The organism is Kangiella koreensis DSM 16069, assembly GCF_000024085.1.
Classification (GTDB): domain Bacteria; phylum Pseudomonadota; class Gammaproteobacteria; order Enterobacterales; family Kangiellaceae; genus Kangiella; species Kangiella koreensis.
Genome location: NC_013166.1, coordinates 1,224,062 through 1,237,380, shown reverse-complemented (window position 1 = coordinate 1,237,380; position 13,319 = coordinate 1,224,062). Strand labels below are relative to the sequence as shown.

Sequence of the window (13,319 nt, the reverse complement as noted above, 5' to 3'; positions counted from 1 at the left end):
CAAATTTGATTAAACAAACCCAAACTTTTGTCATCCTGAACTTGATTCAGGATCTGCTCTTAGCTCGCTCTCAGCTATGCTCATTCCCCATATACCAAAGCTCAGTGATAATTCTGTACAAGTCTTTCATCGCTTCAAGCTTGTCGATATCAACCTCCATTTGTGACTGCTTACAGTATTCTGTAACCAACTCTTGTTCCTGCTGGTCGGAAAGATCGAAGTTAAATATGATTCCCGCCAACTCAAACAGCGGATCGCTTAAAGCTGCGTACTCCCAGTCCACCAAAAATACTTGATGGCCCGAAAGCAAATTGCCTGGCGAAATATCATTGTGGCAACTATGGGAAGCCTCAAAATAATCGACTAACTTCTGTCCCTGTTCATACAAAACTTCTGAACGTAAGGGATCTGCACTTTTATTGGCTCCTGCGATTTCATAATATTTTGCTAGATGCTTTTTCATATCAAGCTCTGGCAATGATAATTCCGATTGATGAAGCTCACTTAGTAAACGACTCAACTCAACAATTAGATCAGGGTTATTGAAGTGTTGATTTACTGTCGGGCTGGCATAAAGCCAAATCGAAACACGAATATCTTCGCTGTCCAATAAGCACTTAGGTAACCATTTTGATAAAGCAGGATTCTCGCTGACTAAACGAGTCTGAGAGCGATATGCTCCGCTTGGAAGCTGATCAAGTTTTGCCTGATCGACCAACTGGACAAAATAGTCCTGATGAGAAAGGCTCAATTTAAAGTTAGTATTGGTATCACCTACTCTAAGCAACTGCCAGCTAGCTTGATTGGCACATTGGTCGACTGTTGTGGGCTGTAATTCAGCCAACAATTCAAGCAACTGCTGCCAACTTCTTGTTGAATAGCGCCACCAATCAGGCTGTTGTTTGTTGTTCATAATGTTTTTTCCACTCCAGCCAACCAATAATCGCCATCACCGTATAACCAGCAAATAGAATCGCTGTTATAAGCAGCCCTTTTTCCCAATACAAAAACACAGATACAAAATCAATCACCACCCAATACAACCAGTTCTCCAGAACTTTCTGCGCCAATAAATAGGTTGTAAACACCGCAAACCAGGTCGTAAAGGAATCGATGTAAGCAAAATCCTGTGTGGTGTACTTATCGAGCAGATAACCGCTAACAGCGACAATAACTGACAATCCAACAATCCACCACAAGTGTGTTTTTATTGACCAGCGACTAATCGGCTTGTCATTACCTTTGCGCCCGGTAAAACGCCATAGATAAAAGCCATAAACCGCCATCAATAAATAGTAAACATTAAGCAGCGACTCCATAAAAAGATTAACGTCAAAGAACAAAACCGTGTAAATCGCTGTACTAAAAAATGCCGCAACCCAACACCAGATATTTTCTTTAATCGCCAATAAAATGTAGGCAATGGCCAAAGCAACTGCCAGCCATTCCCAAACGGAAGTAGCAGCAACCTGCTGACCAAAAGTTTCTAAGAAGTCGCTCATCCTGTTCCTTATGGCTTTTTAATCCGGCTTAACGTCGCTGTTTAAAAACTTAGCAACGAACACCTGTTTGCCATAAGTCTTAAACGAATACTCGATGGTTTCATTGACCACCGCCATGACCGACTCAAAGTCACCAAAAATCTGCGTGCTCATGGTGTTAACGATAGCTTCAACGCGCTTATCGCCCATCAAACGCTCGACGATGTCCTGAATAATCGGCAGGAACTGATCGTCCAGCGGATACAAACTTAATTCAACTGAAATCTTCATCATGCTTTCCTTCTATTCCTTAAAATTGATAGGCGGCTCGAACACCAACGATTCTTGGTGTGCCATATTGGAAATAAGGCTCGGTTTCATAAAACTTACGTGGGTCATTACCGAAGCTGCCAAAGCCACGGTTAACAATTGTCTCGTCAGTCAGGTTGCGCCCATAGAATTCTAACAGCCAATTAGCATCTTCATAAGTAAGTGCCAGATGCCACAACTGATAATCATCGGCTTTAACCTGATGACGGTCCGACAAATAAAACTCATCTTTGAATTCAGTTTGCAGATTCAGACTCCAGTAGTCGTTCAAGTAAAAATCAGCGCCAGCCACCCACTGTAACTCTGGCGAGTGCGCCAGCTCGCGACCGCTCAAATCATAAGGCACCGGAGGATTAGCGGTCAAATCGGCTAGAACATGGGTAAAGCTCTGCAAGTTTTCAAACTCAGTTTTAAGCAGACCTAATGAACCATAGAGGTGAATCCAATCCAGCGAACGCCAGTTCCATTCAATTTCAGCGCCATAGCTTTGAGCGCCACCGGCATTGATGTTGTAATCAGTGAAATTACAGGGACACTCGCCGCCTTCCTGCAAGGTACGGCCATCTGCCTGCGAGGTGACGTAAGATTGCTTGGACTGAATATCATCGCGGTCTTGATAGAACACTGAGGCCTGCAAAGTTAATCCAGCATCAGGCCACATTCCTTTAACACCCAGCTCATGGTTGAGCATGTATTCTGAATCATATTCGCGCTGCGATTCGGGCAGCTCCTGCGCGGTATTAAAGCCTCCTGCTTTGTAGCCGCGCGATAGCAAGACATAAAGCATGGTCTGTTCATTGGCCTGATACTCCAGCGAAACCTTACCACCCCAGAAATTTTCAGAACGATCGTCGACAAACGGCTGGTTATCTCTGTAATCAGCTGCCTGACGCTCATAACGCAACCCGCTCGCCAAAGTCCAGGCTTCATTCAACGGAATATCCAGCTGACCATAAAGCGCCGCATTTCGCGTATCGTACTGGTTGGTGAAATCCACAGGATTGAAAGTATATTGACGTAACAGATCAACCGACTGGTCACGGAAATAAGCGCCGACCACCCACTGATTCGATAAGGTTTCAGATGATGACTCTGATAAAGAGCCCTGCCCACCTATCAGCTTCACGTCTAAACTCAGGTTACGATTGTCTCTTAAGAAACGATCAAACGACGAATACCACCAATCAAAACCCCAGTCATCACTATCGCACGGCGTGCCTTCGCAAATACCCGTATGGCTCCAATCTTCGTCATACGCATAATCCAGTTCGCTATCGGCAAAAGACAAGGTGCTTTGCAGCTTGGTAGAATCCCATGCCCATTCCGCGATAAAGGAAGCGCCAATCGTTTCCTGGCGATCATGACCCGGCTCATCAGAATAGGTCTGGCGCGTATTATCGAGACTAAAGGCATCGTAGCCATTGTCCACATCCACCACAATCAGATTAGAAGTTAGTGAAAAGCTGTCATCCGGCTGATAGACCAGACGCCCTTTGATGCTTGATTCATCAAAGTTCTGGGTATCGTCGCGTCCGAGGAAAATATTGTCAGTGTAGCCATCGCTACGATACTGACCCACCGCAAAACGATAGCCCCAGGCTTCCGATAACTGATCACTGCTGATCAAAGAAGCGCTACGACCATTGTAGGATTCAAACGAAGCAGCAACCTTCAACAAATCTGCTTCAGGAGCAGCCGATACCATATTGACCAAACCCGCCAACGCATTGGCGCCATACAGAGTTCCCTGTGGCCCACGCAAAATCTCAACCTGCTGCGTATCCAGCATTAAAGCGCCGCCAGCAATCCCCGTCATATCAATGCCATCGACAATCAGACCTACCGAGTAATTGACCGGCTCAACAAACTCGCTACGCTCGCCTACGCCACGGATCTGAATAAAACGACCGCGCGCCGCGCCAGTGGCGAAATTCACATTCGGCGCCAGATTGAAAATATCATCAAGATGATAAGCATTGTTCTTACGAGCCGTCTCGCTATCAACCACCGTCACACTCGACGGCAAAGTCAAAGGACTCTCAGACAGATGCTCAGCATTAATTACCAAAGTCTCAATGTCGTCATCCGCCTGCTCATCAGCAAGCAAACCAAGCGATATCGCCAACAGACTGGTCAAAACAAGAGGTTTAAAAGAACGGATTGCGTGTTTCAAAAGACAACTCCACATATAACTTATGTTTGGGCTATGCGGAGTAACAACAGAAAAGGCAGAGATACAAGCTCAAAAGCGCCAACCAATCCCTGTAAAACAATCGACCTGAAGCTAGTTAAAACAAAAAAGCTAAAGGTCATTCCATAAACGGCAAAGCAAATCGTCTGCACTCCCTGTCCCTACGCCGGTATAACCCGGATCAGGTTCAAAGGGTCTGGCGCTCAAGCAATTACAAACAGTAACCGCAATGAGCCAATTCTCAGGCAAAAGCCGCCCCTCGGGAATGCTCGGCATTATACACGCCTTAAAAATAAACAGCGAATGGAAAGATGGGGGGATTATTGCGGGGGTTGAATGAGGTGGATATGTAGGGTGCGTCGTAACGCAGATCCAACCATAGAGGTGCCACTCTTTGGGACTATATAGTCATAGTTCAAGCCACTTCATAGTATGTTTTAGGTATAAACATTTCTAAAACAAATCTTTTACCTTCATTCTCTATATGTACATCTATGCCTTCTTTCGCAAGAGATTCTCTTACAAACTGCAAGCCATAACCACGTGCACTATCTGGAGAGTTCGGCACTCTAGGAATTTCTGAACCAGTCATATCGTTTCTTAAGTTCTTGAACCTTAGCAAAACATAATTTTTTTCCTCTTTGGCTTGGATACCAACATAGTTATCGCGTCCATGATGTAATACGTTAGAATATATCTCCATAAGAGCCGTAAATATTGCTCTGCTGTTAATCTTGATGGGGTCAATATTTTTAACAGATCTACCGATCCCAACCTTTAGATTTTTAAACTGGCTAGAGGCAAACTTAAGAAGTTCAGCCAAAGAAACCAGTCCTTCTTCATCATCTATCCTCTCTTGTCTACTTAAATCAATTAAGTCCTTTGCTTCGTTTATAGATGAGTCCTGAATTTTTAGGTTTAACTCGTTTCTAGCATATTGAAGAAATGTCGAAGTGTCATACATATAAAAAGTATCTAGTTCTGTAGCCTCCGTATATATTTCATTTATAAGCTCTTTTCTTGGCCCAAGCTTTTTCCCTCTTTTTTCAAACCACCAATCTTCTTTTATATCTCCGGTAACTAAAACAATATATTTATAGTTCTCTGACTTTGCTTTTTGAATAATTTCTTTCCAAAGTATTAAATCACCATACTTTCTGATGTACTCTTTATCTTCAAAATGATAGGAACCTTCCTTACCTTTGTCTTTATAACCAGGGGGGAACTGAAACTCGTAACGTTTCTCACCTTCTTTATATATTGATGATAGCTCTTTTTTATCAAAGCCTTTACCAATTTTTCCTTCAAATGTTTTGAACACAAAATCTTTTATTTCATCGTGATCACTAACATCAGACTGTTCTTTTTCTAAACGCTCAAGTTCCTCAATGAAATCATTTATGTACTTAATACCATTTTCGACATTTTCTGGCGTTATAAAAGCGTCAGGATTTATAAGAGAGTGCCTTTGCTTAAGCTTTAGATTATTGAGTCCAGACCTTAAAGAAGTAACCAGCTCTTCATATTGTTCTTTTGAATCTTCAAGAAGTGTACGAACAGTATTAAACTTGTTTTTTTGATCACTAATAGCATCGTATCTATTATTAAGGAACTCTAATGCTACTTGAAAACCAATCCATATGCGCTTGTTAAACTGATCATTTTCAAACACACTCATCAGATCATTACGCGCAGATTTTGGTAATCTATAAAGATCCAATATCACATTTGAATCAAAAGTAAACAGCCCTTCGCTCCAAATCTTTTCAAAGTCTATCTGATCACTATTTCTATGTAGTTTTATTAATTTTTCTATCATGCCATATATTCTATATTATTTGTAAAACATGCCTAAGCTCATCTGAATGAATAACTTATTACAGTCCAATAACTCGGTTCCAGTCAGATACATACATATAGATTCTTTGAAACTCAGAGGGAAGCAGCATACGGTTATGAGCAATAAAATTTCTTGCTCTTTCTAACTCTTCCATTCGTTGCTTTAACCAGTGTTGAGATGGGATCAGATTATTAAAGAGTTCCCATTCCTCAATAATAATTTTAGCTAACATTCCGAAATCAACAAATCCTAGCAGATCACTTTTCTCTCCCTCCAACCAAGAGTCTTTTAATGCGCTTTCTTGCCTTCCTTCTGCGTGACTTTTTATTCGTGAAGGTAGCTGGTCCCACCAATCTAGCCCCTTCTTCTCTTCAAGTGTTTCCCTTATGAATGTACGCAATTCATTCTCAAAACAATTAAGAATCGCATACACTCTAGCCATTTCTAATGCATTATTTCTTCTTGTAAGACCGAATGGTGATAATGCTTCAGCTAATAACTCTTTTTCTGTATATTGCGAATCCGCGCCGATTTCAATGCCTGCACTTTGAAAGCTGGACGCCTCAGATTCAAACATTAGACCTCTAAAAAAGAAGTCACGAATATCTTTTTTACTAGTCAATTAAGTGCTCTTTTAAAGATTTGAATATAGCGTTGTAAACTTCAACATCCTTTGTAGCAGGCAAATGGATTTGAATATTGTAATGAAGTCCCACCTTCCCAGCAGGTAACTGAGGCAATGTTTTTTGGTTATCTGTATTAATGGACTTTTCTTGGTTCTTACTCTCATCTATATGGGTAGCTTTTTCTGACTTTGAAGATAGATCAGCTAATTCTAATAAAGAGTAAAACGTATTTGTATGTAATCTTGCTACATTATCGCTAGCATTGTGATAACTCTTAAATTTACCCTGAATTAAATCTTTATCTGCAGAGGTTGGATGCGCTTTAATTAGGAAAATATCGCTATACGCCTCTTTTAGTGCTTGTCCCATTATTTCTTTTGACTTGGCATGGTTTCTATACTCATGGTACCGCTGCGTGGGGGTTCCGTCTGGCGAAAGAAAACCCAAAGACTTAAGCAAGGGAATAAATGGCCTGTGATTGTTGGATTTATAACCCCAATCTTTTAATATTTGCTGAGTAAATTTAACTGGTGCTTGCGCATCTCTAATCCTCGCAAAAAATTCCTCAAAAGCTCCAAATGCTTGTGTATAACTCGTTGGCAACCCCATATCATTATCCTTATTTTAGAAATGTTAGATCACAGTATTTTAAGAAAATACTTTTACTTTGACCCTACCAATTGTCAAACTCCTGCTAATGATTGTTTAGTTATCATTAATTCTTACAACCATTCTTATCACAGGTTATCTTCTGATGAGTGGTAACCCAATGATCTAAATGATTTTTAGTATCAACTCCACAGCCGGTTTTACCACCTTTAGAACCTTGGTGGATAATTCCCGTAGGTGTATGTTTTACAGCCATCTTAAATCCCTCCTTATAGATTAATTAACATTACTTTGTGATGATGGACAGCCCCCCATACTAATTAGCTTTTCTAATAATGCAATTTAATTGTCAAAAGATTTTACAATTCATTTTCCTGCCCGATCATGAGAGTTCAGTAATTTACTGTCTTCTCAGGCCTGACTTCTTTATCCCCGTAATAAAAGTTATACTTCTGCCAACTTGTTGAATAGTCGAATATCGATCTCCTTACACGGGAATAACAAAAAGATTGAGCAATCTATGAAGAAGAAAAAAGTTTATATCGCTTATACCGGCGGTACGATTGGGATGAAGCCGAGTGATAAGGGTTTTGTGCCGCAGGAGGGTTTTCTGGAGAATACTCTGGCGAGCTTTCATGAGTTTAAGCATCCGGATATGCCGGAGATTACGATTCGTGATTATGCGGAGCCAATTGACTCGGCGAATATGACGCCGGAGGATTGGTATCTGATTGCGCAGGATATTCAGAACAATTACGACGATTACGATGGTTTTGTGGTGTTGCATGGCACCGATACGATGGCTTATACGGCGTCGGCTTTGTCGTTTATGCTTGAGGGCTTGCAGAAGCCTGTGATTCTGACCGGGTCGCAGATCCCATTGACTCAGCTACGCACCGATGCGCGCGATAACCTGATTAATGCAGTGTATCTGGCGGCTAACCACCCTATTCCTGAGGTCTGTCTGTTTTTCCATGACCATTTGCATCGCGGTAATCGTTGCACTAAAACGGATGCCGATGGTTTCGCAGCGTTTTCTTCACCCAACATGCCACCGCTGGCCAGTATCGGCAGCACCATTAAAGTGCGCGACCATTTAGTGTTTAAGCAGAACAAGCCTGCGTTGAATGTACAGAAGTTTAGTTCGCCGAAGATTGCGATTCTGACCCTATTCCCCGGTATTTCTGCCGATCTGGTTAAAGGCTTTTTGAGCCAGCCACTGGATGGTGTTGTGTTGCAGTCTTATGGTGCAGGCAATGCGCCGATAAAGAACCAGGCTTTGATGGACGCCATTCGCGAAGCCTGCGCCAATGGCCAGGTTATTGTGAACTGCACCCAGTGCTTGAAAGGCAGCGTCAATATGGCGACCTATGAAACGGGCAAAGTATTGATGGATGCAGGCGTGATTTCTGGGTATGACATGACCACCGAAGCGGCATTGGCCAAATTGTATTATTTGTTTAGCCGCGGATTAGACAGGCAGACTATTCGTCAGAAGATGAGTGAGAATTTGCGAGGAGAACTGACGGAACCGGAGTGATTGGTTTTTGTTTCGTATTGATAAGGGCAGACCGGTGTGTCTGCCCTTTTTGTATGTAATCCATGAAAGATTTGGGCGGACACATTGGTCCGCCCCTACCATCTAAGAGCCAAGAGCAGATCCTGAATCAAGTTCAGGATGACAAGCCTGTGGAGTTGGGCACTATTCCTTATGCTTGTCATACCGCGGCTAGACCGCGGTATCCAGTGCCTTTGTCTTTTGGTGGGCCATGGCCCGCCCCTACCTAAACTTGTTTAAGTCACGCTATGACGAGCTAGGACAAATACTCTTTTAAATACTCATAGTTTGGCGTTAACTGTCCTTTGTAGACGATGACTGCGTCGGCGAGGTCTTTTGGCAAGCCGCATTCTGCGAATGGTTTGCTAAGATCCATTTGCATGATTTGTGGTGCGTAGGTGGTTAACGCTTTGGAGAAGTCGTTTGAGGCGTCGATCGGCAACTCGCATGGCAGGTTGTCGATGGACATGACGGTGACACCTTGCCAGCTGATGCCGTCTTGACTGTCGCCGGTGTCGACGTTGTAGGTGAAGGCTGGGTTGTCGCTGTCGGATGCTTTGGTGGTGCATTCGAGGCTGCCGTTGATGTCGCAGCTGATGTCGCCGATGACTAGTGGCAGTTTGTCTTTGAATTGCTGCATGCGTTCTTTTGTCAGGTGTTTCGGGTACATCTCTTCCCAGTATGGGGTTTGCAGCAGGATGTTGAATTTTCCGAGCACTTGATCGAAGGTGCTTTCGTACAACTCACTGCCTTTTGCGACGAATTCTTTCATGCTGAATTCACCACCGTCTTTGCGGCGGTTGATGTGGCGACTGCTCAAGACTGCGTAGAAGCTACCTTCTGGCAAGTTACCGGCCAGGAAGTCTTTGGCGCTGACTTTCGGAAGTCCTAACCATTCGCATACTTCGATCGATCCTTTACCGACTTTACCGGTACCAACCACTAACGCGCGGATTGGTTCGCCTTGCGACAGGTCAAACTGCTCGAGCGATTGCTTAAGGTTTTCAACCGTGCCGTAGGTGTGGGTCATTTTCAGTTCTGATAATGGCGTGGCTAATTCTTTTTGTGCCAGCTTTTCGCCAAGCACAGCAAAGCTATCGACTGCGCCAGCAATACCGGCATAACGTCCGAAGGCGATAGTTCTTTGCCCCGTGGCGGGATCTACGATCGGTTCATAATCTAAAAGCGTTGCATCTTCATCCAGAAATTTCTGCAGCAACGGCATGTTGTATTCCTGACCTTTAATAGTGTGCGAAAACGCTAAATGAACCTGTCCATGTTTGATGGAACCAACGGGCGGTTCTTTAATGCCTAATACGAATTCTGCTTGGTCTGGAGAGGAAGGATAAATGGCGCCGGCGGCTTGGTAATCTTGGTCTGGAAAGATGCGGATATCGCAGGGTTCTAGTTCAATGGAAAGGCCTTGTTCGGTTAAGGTCTTAACGGCCTTTGGTGTTAATGGGGCTCGTTTTTCCCACTTATTCTTATGTTCTTTTCGAATAATCGTTTTAAGCATAACTACCCTATTTTGCTGAATTTTTTAGATATAGCTGACTGGAATAATTGTTATTCGTCAGAATTGTCGACTGTTTTAGAATCAATGGTTGACTCGATTGTTTTCAAGTCAATGGTTTTCGAATCAATAGTGTGACCTTGCTGGCGGAGCCGGTCATTGCTCGACTGGCCTTCAAAGTCGTTACGCATTTTTTTGCCGGTCTGAATTTCACCTTGCGCTGAAATGGTGAACGGCTCGTCGCTGCTATTGTGTCGTGCGTTGTACAACATAATCGCCTGCATACAGTTCTCGCGCTGCGCTTCGGTTAAAGCACTGCCGTCCGGCCATTTACCCGTTTCGACCGCTTCAGTGAAACGTTCGACGATGTCAGGCGTTAAAGAATCGACTAGCTTGGCGTAATCTGTTGACACGATTATGATCTCCACAACAACGGCTTTCTGGGACAACTGATACGAGAGGCTGTTTCCGAAGAACTAGCTTCCCAGAACGAAAGTGGGCGCAATTATCCTCGATTTTGTTATCAGTTGCCAGTATCAAAAAGTATCAGGACTAACCTATTGTTTTTGATGCATATCCTTTTCGATTTCCTGTAACTGCTTACGAATCAGAACGATATTGTTCAAAATATGAGCTTCGGTATTTTGAGTACGTTCCAACGCTTTCTTTTGTTCTTTGACTTCGTCCAGATTATTAAGCACCAGGGCAATAAACAGGTTAATGATGATAAAGGTGCCGATAACGATAAAGCTGACATAAAATATCCAAGCCCAATCATGTACGGCTAGATCGATATACATAATCTGCGTCCAGCTTTCCAGTGTGACAATACGGAACAGGGTCAGCATTGAGGTGCCCAGATCGCCCCAATATTGCGGATTGCTTTCATGAAAGAGGTTGAAGCCCGCGACTGCATAGATATAAAACAATACCAGCATCAGAACCACCACATGGAACATGGAGGGAATGGTTTTGATTAAGGTGGTTACAATAAGACGCAGCTCAGGCAATACTGAAATCAGACGCGCAACGCGCAACAGGCGCAGCAAACGACCAATCACCGCGAATTGGCCAGTAAAAGGAATTAAAGCGACGACAACAATCGAGAAATCAAAGACATTCCAACCATCCTTAAAGTATTTTTTTACATCCGGCGCGCAGGCGTAGAGCTTTAAAATCACCTCAATGACAAAGATGCCTAAGATTATGGCATGAATAGTTTCAATCCAGTGCAATTGGCCCTGCGATAGGCTTCGACTGGTTTCTATGCCGATCAAAATACCGCTTAATACGATAACTGAGATGATGAATCGCTCGAACCACTGGTTGTGAACTAAAGCATTAACCTTTGCTTGCATAGTAATTTGTCTTTTGGGCAACCTGACTGAGAGCCGAAAATTACCAGCATTCAAGGCTTCAAGCAATCATAAAAATGTAACCACAGTCGTCAATCAATACTATTTTGCAACCTATCTGGCTATCAATGAGGAATAGTTAATAAATAAAAACTATAAAGCTCTGAAACTGTCAGTCTTTTATACAAAATTTATAGACCTTTTGTATAAATGTGATAGAGTTAACCAATTGCGAACCATTTGGTTCACGTTTGGGGCTAGACACGTATCACAGGGCACTTATGTCGCTTAAGGTAAAAATTCCGGCTGACTCATTACAGCTAGGCATGTATGTCGTAGAACTCGACAGGCCTTGGCTTGATGTGCCTTTGATGTTCCAAAAGCTAGTAGTCAAACGCGAACTCGAGCTTAAAACCCTTAAAGAATACTGCAAATACGTCTATATCGAAGTTGATGAGCAATTCTGGTCGTTACAAAAAGACAAGCTCAAAGCAAAAGCAAAAACCGCCCCGCTTCCTGAAAATACTCCACTACATCATGAGCTAAAGCGTGCTCAAGGTACTTACGAAGCCGCGCGCGAAGAAGCTATCAACTTATTCGAAATGGCAAAAATGGGCATGTCGATTGATATCGCTCATACCCGCCGCGTCATTCAAAGCTGCATGATTAGCATTATGTCGAACGCTAATGCCCTGTTCTGGTTAACCCGCATTAAAGACAAGCACCAATTTACTGCTGAGCACAGTGTACGAGTGGCAGTACTTGCCATTGCATTAGGCAAATATCTTAAGCTAGACCAACAGCAGCTTGAATTGCTGGGCTTATGTGGCATGTTGCACGATTTGGGTAAAACACAAATCCCTGAAGACATTCTGGATAAGCCAGGTCTTTTAACTGACATTGAAATGCGAGTGATGCAAAAGCACACCATTTTAGGCTATGAATTGGTCAATTCAGATCCAGCCATTAACCACACGGTTAAAGACGTTATTAAGAATCATCATGCGCACATTGACGGTACAGGCTATCCCAGCCTGCCCACTGAGCAAATAAGCCTCTACTGCCGCATTATCAGTATTGTTGATGCGTATGACACCATGACGAGCGATACTTGCTATAGCCGTAGCCGCTCTGCTCGCGATTCACTCAAAGAACTATTCAATCAGCGTAATAAGCAGTTTGACGGTGACTTGGTCGAAGCATTTATTCGCATGCTAGGTATTTATCCACCGGGCACTTTGGTAGAAATGAACAATGGTGAAGTTGGCATTGTCATTTCCACACATCCGGAAAAGAAATTGAAACCTAAGGTTGAACTGGTTCGTGACAGCGAAGGAAAACTACGCAAGTCTCTGATCATCGACCTTAGCAAGAGTCCTTCTGACAAGTCCGGTATGCGTTACGCGATCAAACGTCCATTGGCTGATGGCGCCATGGGCTTCGATATGAGAAGTTATATTCAGCAGACTCACCATATTGAATCAAATAACCAACGTTAATTGTTAGAGCTCTACTTCTCCACATAATATTGACGTTCGGCCGAATACACTCCCCTGCATATTTTTAAAGCAAAAAAGCAGATCCTGAATCAAGTTCAGGATGACAAGCTTGTTGAGGCGATACTATTGGAATGTGTCTTATGCGATTCTAGTTTAAAAGCTTATCTTTGAGATACCGAACGCAGTTTACAAAAGCACTCCCAAGAAAACCTAACAAACAGCGCTAAAAAATTTGTCATCCTGAACTTGATTCAGGATCTGCTTTTAAATAAACCAATGTAAGTGTTAAGACTCAGTTATCGGTATCACTTTACTCA

Annotated in this window: 13 protein-coding genes and 1 riboswitch; of the genes, 2 read left to right on the top strand and 11 right to left on the bottom strand. The window is 43.0% G+C overall.

Annotated elements, in window-relative coordinates; all coding sequences use genetic code 11:
• Positions 1-70 precede the first annotated feature (70 nt).
• From KKOR_RS05825 to KKOR_RS13505, 8 genes are all read right to left on the bottom strand, one after another.
• Positions 71-913 carry a phosphotransferase gene (locus tag KKOR_RS05825; RefSeq protein ID WP_012801090.1) on the bottom strand — a complete coding sequence of 281 codons (843 nt, stop codon included), beginning with the start codon at positions 911-913 and terminating at the stop codon, positions 71-73.
• Positions 891-1,502 (bottom strand): nicotinamide riboside transporter PnuC, encoded by a 612-nt coding sequence (gene pnuC / locus KKOR_RS05820; protein WP_012801089.1) that lies wholly within the window; start codon positions 1,500-1,502, stop codon positions 891-893. Before pnuC ends, KKOR_RS05825 begins: the two co-directional genes overlap by 23 nt.
• A gap of 18 nt (positions 1,503-1,520) precedes the next feature.
• Positions 1,521-1,775 (bottom strand): thiamine-binding protein, encoded by a 255-nt coding sequence (locus tag KKOR_RS05815; protein ID WP_228638787.1) that lies wholly within the window; start codon positions 1,773-1,775, stop codon positions 1,521-1,523.
• A 16-nt stretch (positions 1,776-1,791) separates the two neighbouring features.
• Positions 1,792-3,984, bottom strand: coding sequence for a TonB-dependent receptor (locus KKOR_RS05810; RefSeq protein ID WP_012801087.1), 2,193 nt, complete (start codon positions 3,982-3,984; stop codon positions 1,792-1,794).
• 158 nt (positions 3,985-4,142) lie between these two features.
• Positions 4,143-4,272: riboswitch (TPP riboswitch) on the bottom strand.
• A 145-nt stretch (positions 4,273-4,417) separates the two neighbouring features.
• Entirely contained in the window at positions 4,418-5,821 is a 1,404-nt protein-coding gene (locus KKOR_RS05805) for a PIN-like domain-containing protein (protein ID WP_012801086.1), read from the bottom strand.
• Positions 5,822-5,879: 58 nt separating this feature from the next.
• Entirely contained in the window at positions 5,880-6,464 is a 585-nt protein-coding gene (locus tag KKOR_RS05800; RefSeq protein WP_222831904.1) for a Swt1 family HEPN domain-containing protein, read from the bottom strand.
• Positions 6,457-7,077, bottom strand: a complete 621-nt coding sequence (locus KKOR_RS05795; RefSeq protein ID WP_012801084.1) for a DUF5343 domain-containing protein — start codon at positions 7,075-7,077, stop codon at positions 6,457-6,459. Before KKOR_RS05795 ends, KKOR_RS05800 begins: the two co-directional genes overlap by 8 nt.
• Before the next feature lie 106 nt (positions 7,078-7,183).
• The gene (locus tag KKOR_RS13505; RefSeq protein ID WP_012801083.1) at positions 7,184-7,333 is read right to left on the bottom strand and encodes a hypothetical protein; all 150 of its coding nucleotides are present in this window, start codon (positions 7,331-7,333) and stop codon (positions 7,184-7,186) included.
• 264 nt (positions 7,334-7,597) lie between these two features.
• On the opposite strand from KKOR_RS13505, the gene ansA reads away from it, so the two are divergent.
• Positions 7,598-8,617 (top strand): asparaginase, encoded by a 1,020-nt coding sequence (gene ansA / locus KKOR_RS05790; RefSeq protein WP_012801082.1) that lies wholly within the window; start codon positions 7,598-7,600, stop codon positions 8,615-8,617.
• Positions 8,618-8,891: 274 nt separating this feature from the next.
• Here the strand turns inward: ansA and KKOR_RS05785 are convergent, their stop codons facing one another.
• The 3 genes from KKOR_RS05785 to KKOR_RS05775 all read right to left on the bottom strand — a co-directional run bounded on the left by KKOR_RS05785 (position 8,892) and on the right by KKOR_RS05775 (position 11,506).
• Positions 8,892-10,151 (bottom strand): bifunctional lysine ketoglutarate reductase /saccharopine dehydrogenase family protein, encoded by a 1,260-nt coding sequence (locus KKOR_RS05785; RefSeq protein WP_012801080.1) that lies wholly within the window; start codon positions 10,149-10,151, stop codon positions 8,892-8,894.
• Positions 10,152-10,201: 50 nt separating this feature from the next.
• Entirely contained in the window at positions 10,202-10,561 is a 360-nt protein-coding gene (locus tag KKOR_RS05780) for a YeaC family protein (protein ID WP_012801079.1), read from the bottom strand.
• Positions 10,562-10,705: 144 nt separating this feature from the next.
• The gene (locus KKOR_RS05775; RefSeq protein ID WP_012801078.1) at positions 10,706-11,506 is read right to left on the bottom strand and encodes an ion transporter; all 801 of its coding nucleotides are present in this window, start codon (positions 11,504-11,506) and stop codon (positions 10,706-10,708) included.
• Positions 11,507-11,784: 278 nt separating this feature from the next.
• On the opposite strand from KKOR_RS05775, the gene KKOR_RS05770 reads away from it, so the two are divergent.
• On the top strand, positions 11,785-13,002 hold the full coding sequence (locus KKOR_RS05770) for an HD-GYP domain-containing protein (RefSeq protein ID WP_012801077.1): 1,218 nt from the start codon (positions 11,785-11,787) through the stop codon (positions 13,000-13,002).
• Positions 13,003-13,319 lie beyond the last annotated feature (317 nt).

Excerpts from the sequence above, each read along its gene's own strand:
- KKOR_RS05805 (WP_012801086.1), bottom strand. The coding sequence starts at position 5,821 with ATGATAGAAAAATTAATAAAACTACATAGAAATAGTGATCAGATAGAC.
- KKOR_RS05815 (WP_228638787.1), bottom strand. The coding sequence starts at position 1,775 with ATGATGAAGATTTCAGTTGAATTAAGTTTGTATCCGCTGGACGATCAG.
- ansA (WP_012801082.1), top strand. The coding sequence starts at position 7,598 with ATGAAGAAGAAAAAAGTTTATATCGCTTATACCGGCGGTACGATTGGG.
- KKOR_RS13505 (WP_012801083.1), bottom strand. The coding sequence starts at position 7,333 with ATGGCTGTAAAACATACACCTACGGGAATTATCCACCAAGGTTCTAAA.
- KKOR_RS05795 (WP_012801084.1), bottom strand. The coding sequence starts at position 7,077 with ATGGGGTTGCCAACGAGTTATACACAAGCATTTGGAGCTTTTGAGGAA.
- KKOR_RS05775 (WP_012801078.1), bottom strand. The coding sequence starts at position 11,506 with ATGCAAGCAAAGGTTAATGCTTTAGTTCACAACCAGTGGTTCGAGCGA.
- KKOR_RS05770 (WP_012801077.1), top strand. The coding sequence starts at position 11,785 with ATGTCGCTTAAGGTAAAAATTCCGGCTGACTCATTACAGCTAGGCATG.
- KKOR_RS05785 (WP_012801080.1), bottom strand. The coding sequence starts at position 10,151 with ATGCTTAAAACGATTATTCGAAAAGAACATAAGAATAAGTGGGAAAAA.
- pnuC (WP_012801089.1), bottom strand. The coding sequence starts at position 1,502 with ATGAGCGACTTCTTAGAAACTTTTGGTCAGCAGGTTGCTGCTACTTCC.
- KKOR_RS05825 (WP_012801090.1), bottom strand. The coding sequence starts at position 913 with ATGAACAACAAACAACAGCCTGATTGGTGGCGCTATTCAACAAGAAGT.